This window comes from Deltaproteobacteria bacterium GWA2_45_12 (assembly GCA_001797365.1).
Lineage (GTDB): Bacteria > UBA10199 > UBA10199 > UBA10199 > UBA10199 > UBA10199.
Genome location: MGPH01000010.1, coordinates 2,905 through 10,134 on the forward strand (window position 1 = coordinate 2,905; position 7,230 = coordinate 10,134).

Annotated in this window: 5 protein-coding genes and 2 pseudogenes (1 of these 7 only partly in view); 3 read left to right on the forward strand and 4 right to left on the reverse strand. The window is 45.4% G+C overall.

Translation table 11 applies throughout. The features are described from left to right. Positions 1-1,213 (forward strand): annotated as a pseudogene (locus A2048_10290) (hypothetical protein); it begins 395 nt to the left of the window's first position. Here A2048_10290 and A2048_10295 read toward each other — a convergent pair. After that, a complete protein-coding gene (locus A2048_10295) occupies positions 1,200-3,095 on the reverse strand; it encodes a hypothetical protein (protein ID OGP10529.1) in 1,896 nt (631 codons plus the stop codon). The pseudogene A2048_10290 and the gene A2048_10295 sit on opposite strands and share 14 nt — an antisense overlap. Before the next feature lie 43 nt (positions 3,096-3,138). Here A2048_10295 and A2048_10300 point away from each other — a divergent pair, with 43 nt between their 5' ends. Together A2048_10300 and A2048_10305 are read left to right on the forward strand one after the other, a co-directional pair. After that, a complete protein-coding gene (locus A2048_10300; GenBank protein OGP10530.1) occupies positions 3,139-3,693 on the forward strand; it encodes a hypothetical protein in 555 nt (184 codons plus the stop codon). Then, positions 3,686-4,165 carry a hypothetical protein gene (locus tag A2048_10305; protein ID OGP10531.1) on the forward strand — a complete coding sequence of 160 codons (480 nt, stop codon included), beginning with the start codon at positions 3,686-3,688 and terminating at the stop codon, positions 4,163-4,165. Before A2048_10300 ends, A2048_10305 begins: the two co-directional genes overlap by 8 nt. 1 nt (position 4,166) lies before the next feature. Here the strand turns inward: A2048_10305 and A2048_10310 are convergent, their stop codons facing one another. The 3 genes and pseudogenes from A2048_10310 to A2048_10320 form a co-directional block, all read right to left on the reverse strand. Then, positions 4,167-5,105, reverse strand: coding sequence for a hypothetical protein (locus A2048_10310; GenBank protein OGP10533.1), 939 nt, complete (start codon positions 5,103-5,105; stop codon positions 4,167-4,169). A 68-nt stretch (positions 5,106-5,173) separates the two neighbouring features. After that, positions 5,174-6,598 carry a hypothetical protein gene (locus tag A2048_10315; GenBank protein ID OGP10532.1) on the reverse strand — a complete coding sequence of 475 codons (1,425 nt, stop codon included), beginning with the start codon at positions 6,596-6,598 and terminating at the stop codon, positions 5,174-5,176. Then, a pseudogene (locus A2048_10320) lies at positions 6,598-7,230 on the reverse strand (hypothetical protein). Before A2048_10320 ends, A2048_10315 begins: the two are co-directional and overlap by 1 nt.

A 7,230-nucleotide genomic window follows, 5' to 3' on the forward strand; every position in this document is an offset into this window, starting at 1 on the left:
CGTGAAGGTCAAAGAAAGCCTAACTCCGGTTACGGACTTGACTGTCTTTCCCGGTTATAAGACGAACATCGGTAATTATCTTTATAGCTACGAGCTTCTTTTCAAGTTTCCGCCGATCCTTCTCAAGCGGGATAAGACCGTTCTCACGGCGATTCTTGAGTGTAAGATGGAGAAAGAAATCGTCATTTGGGGTAGCAAAAATATTTACCCGAATGGAAAATCGTTCCTGTTTGAAGATGGTTCAAGAATAAAAAACTATTACTCCAATGTGAGTGTTCAGCACACTCTTTATGGTAACGTGACTCTGCTTTACCGTCCCGTCATCTTACTTCACGACTTAGGTGGTCTTCCTCAAGATTTTGAGAGTAATGGTTATAGCTCCCTCTTGACCGGCGAGAATTTCAATTCGAAGTTTGTGAAACTCTTCGATTTTGGCAGTGACGCTTCAGGCTATAAGAGCTTTGTCGATTTACGCGGCCTTAGTCAGAAATTTAGTGATGACTTGACGGTCCTCTCCTTAGACTACATCAAGGAAGGTGGGGACGGTAAGGTTGATGTTGTGGCCTTCGGCTTAAGCAATCTTGTTGTCAAAGATTATCTTTCTAAAAACAAGAGTCAGAATAAAGTTAGGTCTTTCATCTCCGTCGGGGCGGTGAACAAGGGCAGTTGGCTTGTAGATATGGATCGAAATAAGGATAATTTCAACCCCAGCAGTTCTAAATTTAACTCAAAAGTTGCCGCCCTTTTTCTGCCGGATCTGAAAAAACTCAACGTCATCAGTTCCGGACGTGATTCTAGCTCCTTCTTTTCCATTCTGGATCAAGGACGATCCGACTCTCCGATCATCGCAGACCTCGCTGACCCCGGAAAAATTCCGTCGCCAGAGGAAATTCGCTACTACAATATCATGGGTGATATTCTCGTTTCCGTTAAACAGTCACTACTCGGTCGCGCCCTGACTACCCAAAACAGTCTTGGAGATGGTAGTGTCCTTACGGATAGTGCTAGGATTCTCTGCAACAGCGGTGATACCTCTTGTAGCACGACTTTTACGGAATCGTCAGATATTACCCGGACCCTTAAACGGGAAGGCGATAACCTAATTTATTCCACCAATCTGCCGGATATTTCAACTTTTAAATTTCTCCACCACAAGCTGATTTCGTCAGCCGAAGTTAAAAACAAAATTAAAGAACTTCTCACCGCTCTTTAGTTTTATCTGTTGGCGAAAGTTTCACAAGCAAGTCCTCAGCCTCCGTGTAGTCCGGTTTTAGAAGCAAGGCTTTTTTGGCGTAAAGAATGGCTTCCTTATTTTTATCAAGATAGGAAAGTATCAAGGCCGAATCATAAAAAGTTTTTGGTTCGCTGGGAGCTAGAGCCGTTACCCTTTTAGCGTATTCCTCAACCTCTTTTTCAAAAACTGGGTCGATTTTAGCCAATCCGTAGTAGGTGCGCAGTAAAGATTTTAGGGTGAGGGAGTTAACTGGATTGAGACGGTAAGCCGTTTCCGCTTGAACAATTGCGGTCGACCCCAGGCGGATCTGTTCGTTCTCGTCGGGACTTGAGAGGGCCTCTTGGACGAGATTAAAGGCGTACTCCCTGTGGTAGGTTGGTTCAACCGGATTTTTCGCTGCAGCTGTGCTAAATTTCAGATTAGCCTGCGAAAAATATCCTTGCTTAGATAAGGATGAGGCTTTCGAAAAATCCGTATCCGCCAAGAAAATATTGGAGATCGCCTTGATTGTGACGACAAACAGAACGAGGGCGCCGAGCTTAACACCAAAACTTTTTCGTGGGGAAGTTGTTGTTTTTTCATCATCCGACCCTAAAACGGCTAAAAGGGCGGGGAAGATGAAAAAGAGCAGTGATGTGGCCACCACGGGCCAGCCAAAAAAGTTAGTTACGGGAAGCGTTAGCCAGCCGATGAAGAGCGGGGCCGCCAATTTTTCTCTCGCCGAAGCCTTTCTGTAGAGTTTGATGACGGCAAAGACAAACCAAAAATATCCAATGACACCGAGTATTCCGGTTCCGGTGAGTAGGTCCAGATAGTAATTATGGGCCTTATTATAGAGGAAGTCCCATTCGGTTGTCTGGTTAAGTTCCAATGGTCTAAAGGGTAAGAAAGCGTAAGCGAAGGTCTCCGGCCCGGTTCCGATGAGAGCCGTTTTTAAAGAGGAAGCGAAAAGTTTGGCCGCTCCTTTCCAAACGACCAATCTGATCAGCGATGTATCTATTTGCGAAGGTTCCTGGCTGGGCGCCTGCTCTGATGCCACAACGGTTAGACGGTTGGCAATAATTTTAAAAGCAGACTTTAATCTGGCGGAGAAAATTCCCGGTTGGCTAATTGCGATCAGGAGGGCCGCGGTTATGAGAATAACTATAACCTTAGAATTTCTTTTGAGAAGTGTTTTATTGAAGAATACCAGAATGAGAATTGGTAGAAGAATCAGCCCCAAAAATCCCGAGAGGCTGTAGGTAAACCAAATTCCGCAGAAGGTGATCAGAGTGGTTAGAAAATAAAATATTCTTGCCGGTCGTTTCACAGATACGAGTAGGAAGTAGAGCGGGATGGGGAGAGTCATGAGTAAATAGGCCGCCAGCCAATTGGGTTGACCTAAGGTTGAGAAGGCCCTGGCCTGACTATCCTGAACCCAGAAATCTTTATCGATGCCCAAATGCTGAGCAATAGCGTATAGCCCCGATATCATCGAACTTAAGGATAACCAGAAGGCTGACTCGGCCACGTCCCGTTTGAGAAGAAAGGTTAATGAGAAATAAGCCAGCATTGTATAGGAAAAAAGGGAGATTAGACCTCCGTTAAATCGAGTGTAGTAACCAAAAACCGAGGTGTTAACATCTAGAGAAAAAACCGTCGAGAGGACATTAAGGGCTAAAAGCGCCGTGAGTGGTTTCATGATCGAAAATCGTTCCCCTCCTTTTTGTACGTGAGAGTGTGAGATCATCATGTATGAGAAAGCGATAAGGCTAATAACGTAAATGACAATCATTTTTGGAAACTCAAACAATTCCCGTGTCGAGAAGTTGAAAATCAGAGGGGTCAGGAAAATAGAAGCAAAGATAATATATTTAGCCATACTCTTTTTTGACACTTAGGTAACGAACAACTAGGATTTAGTTATGTTTTCAAAAATTATTTTAAAATTAGTTGATGCTGCAATTTTACCATCTCTGTTGGTTTTTGGCGTGAAGTTTGCGAGTACCGTTTTGTTTTCGCTATATTGGAGGCTGCCTCTCTCGATTGGCCTCTCGGGGTTTAATTTCCGGAACTTTTCGGATTTCTACAAGGTTAATCTATTTTCCAATATCATTCTGTTCTTATTTACATTCGCGGTTCTATTTCTGGTTCTGTTGCGTTTGTATTTATTTACACAAGAGAACTTAAACCCCATATTGGGTGCAAGACTAGCTAATTTAGGATTGGAAAGCGTCACCGTACCTTTGTGGCAAGGCTACACACACTCCGTCGTCTGGTTAACTCTTTCTTTCTCGGTAACCCTCTCATTGTTCACTCAAGCGTTATTTGACTTTTCCCCGTTCTACCTTTTTGCTCTTTCCGGGGCATTTTTAGTTTTAGGCGGGTTCGTTTTTTTACTCTGTTTCGAGAGAGATGTCCACAGCAGTTTTAGAAAAGAACGTTCTGTTGTTATCATCGAAGAGGAGATTAATGCTTAAATTATCGTGCAATCTATCATTACTCGTTATATTTTTAACTTTAGTGTCTTTTGCTTCTTTTTGGCCTTTGAATCTTATCCAGTTTGGAAAGCGGCCAAACCCCTCCGGTTTTGTATTAGGGGCTTCAAGGCAAAGAAACCTCGTCGTTGATGTTAAACATTATCCGCAGTCTGATAAAGTTACGGCTTCCGTTTTAGCGTTCACGAGGCAGAGAACGGTTTACCACAATATATCAACTGTCAATAACAACTCGACGCGCCCCCGGGTATTTTCCATTGCTAATCTGAGGCTGAGTGATGGGTCATTATTAGTGGATAATTTTGGTGCCTATTTTATGGTCGGCTCAAAGATACTTAAGGAAGTGAGCTTAAACCCTAACGAGCAGGCAACGTTTAGTGTAGAAATCACCGGTAAAGAGACCGGACCAGCCACCTTTAGAGTTAGCCTGTCTTTCGATGTCCAGTCCTTTTAAGCTAGCTCGCGGCCTCAGAAGCGCCGTATATTATGAGGAGAATAAGTAGGAACCAACCAATGACCGTTATCAGTAGTGGCTTATCCGAAAGCAGGACTCTCTCCGGCGATTCCCCACCTTTTTTTTCATAGATAACGTACAAGTATCGAGCGACTCCGTAAATGACGAAAGGGATACTCAGCATCATCCACTTCGGCTGGGCCAGGGTTGGCGGCAGGATATTACCAATGAATTTGGGGGCGAGTTTTGACGATATTTGGAAGGAGAAGAGGGCGTAAGTAATAATCACAAAACTGGCGGACATTGAGATCATACTGTCCAATAAATTATCCGGGTAGTGTGATAGGGTTAACCGCGTCGGCACCTTTATTGCCTGTTCACGGGCCGGCTGTCCGGCGAGCAGCGTTTTTTCGCTCCTCCTTTTGCCGAAGGCGAGAAGCATCGAGATGCCGATAGTGGCGAGGATCAACCAGGATGATATTGATGTCAAGACAGCCACGGACCCAGCGATTACTCTCAGAATAAAGCCGGCGGCAACCGTTAAAGCGTCAACGATAATTATGTTTCTAAGGATCAGTGAATAAGATAGTTGTAAGACGACGTAGAGGCTGGCTATTCCTAAGAAGTAAACCCCTATTTTTGAGGCGCCGGCGAGAAAGACGGCGAGGAGAAGAATCGCGGTTAATGTCGCTTCAATCCGGTTCAATTTTCCGGAAGCGATCGGCCGGATTTTTTTAAACGGATGAGCCCGATCGTGTGAGGCGTCGACGACGTCGTTGATGATGTAAATGGCTGATGAAATTCCGCAGAAAATTACGAAAGCAATCGAGACGGTGAAGAAAGATTGGCGATCGAAGAATTTGCCGCCGAAAAGTATAGCCGCGTAGAGGGATAGATTCTTGAGCCATTGGCGGGGCCGCGCCGTCCGCAGTATTAAGATAAAAAAGTTATTGCTCTCCTTAAAATCCACAAAAATATTCTAGCAGAGCCTGTATTCTTACGCTATTTTTATTCATCTGTCTTTACTTCCTTGTGTTCCTTGATATTGACAACGATGAGGAGAAAACTGAAAATTCCGGCGGCGGTGAGGATGGCGAGGAGCTTTCCTGACCCGGAGGAGTAAGCGGCGATAGTTCCTAAAATGATACTGACTAACCAATAAAATGTAGCGATCTTCGACTGGGAAAATCCCAAATCGAGAAGTTTGTGGTGGAAGTGGGCACGATCTCCCCAAAAGGGAGACTGTCCGTTTCTCACCCTTCTTATGATTGCAAAAATGGCGTCAAGCGTCGGGACCATCAGCACGAGCAGAGAGGTCGCCACCTTTGTGCCGGAAAGAATGGAAAGAGAGGCCAAGATAAGGCCCAGTGAAGTTGCTCCAAATCCGTAAAGAAGATGCGATTTGTGCCAAGTGAAAGGGGTGGTGCCCAGAACCGCCCCGGCGGTGATGAAAGAGAGGAGAGTCGTGTTTTCTTGAGTGCTATCTCTAATACTGAGGAGGCCGATGACGATAGCGGCCACGGCGACTATTCCGGGGAACTGCCCGTCGACGCCGTTGCTCCAAGAGAGCATATTCATTGTCCAAATTATCCAAAGAAGAGTGGCGATAATCGCCAGCGGGGCGATAGGGTAAATGGGATTTAAGGAATCAATTTTAAAGTTAGGGTTAGTAATGGGGATGACTCCGCCGGTGGGGTTATTGATGTAGGTTATTTGCAATCCGAAGTAGATGACAATGAGGGCCGCGATAATTTGGCTGCCGAACCGTATATAAGGACTTAAATCGTATTTATCATCGATCAGTCCGATGGAGAGAGATACGAACGCGGCTAAGAAAATACCCCCGATCTGCCTGTTCAGTGTTACAAATACCAGGGAAATAATAAGAATGGAAATCAACACTGGCGTCGTCCCCGCGCGGGGGACGGCTCTTGTGAGTAACATGGCCGGATGTTTGTGGGTTTTAGGATTGTCGATAAGTCCCAGGCGGTTTGCCAATTTAATCGTTAGCGGCGTTAAGAGGAAAGACAAAAGCATGGCGCTTCCTAGGGGAATCATGATATGGGGCTCTAAAAACCAAGGTAATGGGGTTTTTGCGGTCATCACATCAGCGATGCGGAAGAGGGAGATATAAAGAAGGAGACTTATCAGTAAGGCAGAGAGCCCGATTGCCTTGGCCAGTGTTGTTTCGTTAGATTTCAAACACTTTCTCAAGAGCAGTCCGTTAGTCAGGAGGATGACGGTGAGGATGAGAGGGATCACGAATATAAACGTTTTGCTGGCAAGTTGATCTTCTCCCCAATTGCGGGTGTACCAAAGCGGTATTTGTAAGGGTAACTGTGCGAATTTAATGAGGGTCAGGATGATTGAAAAAAAACCGAGGGTAACGGCGAGAAGGAATTCAATAATGACCAGCCTTTTTGTTTCTAACATTAAACTTTCTCCGTCACCCGATACTCAAGATACTTACCCAGCATCAGCCTTGTGTGAGCGTCGATGCCGGGCAAGGCACCGAGAAAAAATCCAATGACGGGTAGCAGGGGCCAGCCTAAGTACTCGAGAAATATTTTATAAGATCTCACTCCCTCCGGCCTCTCCGGGCGGCTTTTCGAATCGACAATAATAATGATAAGGAGGAAGAAAAGACAAAGGGTGAGGATGAAAGAGGAGATCTTAGGTAACATTTGGCCGAGGACTGTTTGGGAAAATCGGGGGTTGAAGATAATCGGGAGGTTAGCGCCAAGAGTAACAATAAACCAGTTGACCGGCCAGAAAAAATGGTCCATAAGAACTTTGGCGACCCGAATCGTCCGATTCCAAAAGGGAAGGTGGGTGCTGGTCAACCACCATTTTATGAAAAGCGGATCGTCGGAAACTCCCCAAGCCCACCGCTGCTGCTGAAGGTATTGGTTGGTTAAGGTTTTCCAAAAGGTCGTTGACTCGGCCGCATCGGCGTTGATGGGTAAGAAGATTGGTTCCACCTCTACTTTGCCGCCAAATTCAAAGAAGCATTTGAAGAACATGCGGTAGTCTTCGGGAATGACGTCGGTATCCCAGTAACCAAC

Coding starts and splice junctions, on each gene's coding strand:
- A2048_10315 (OGP10532.1), bottom strand. CDS start 6,598: ATGTTAGAAACAAAAAGGCTGGTCATTATTGAATTCCTTCTCGCCGTT.
- A2048_10300 (OGP10530.1), top strand. CDS start 3,139: ATGTTTTCAAAAATTATTTTAAAATTAGTTGATGCTGCAATTTTACCA.
- A2048_10295 (OGP10529.1), bottom strand. CDS start 3,095: ATGGCTAAATATATTATCTTTGCTTCTATTTTCCTGACCCCTCTGATT.
- A2048_10305 (OGP10531.1), top strand. CDS start 3,686: ATGCTTAAATTATCGTGCAATCTATCATTACTCGTTATATTTTTAACT.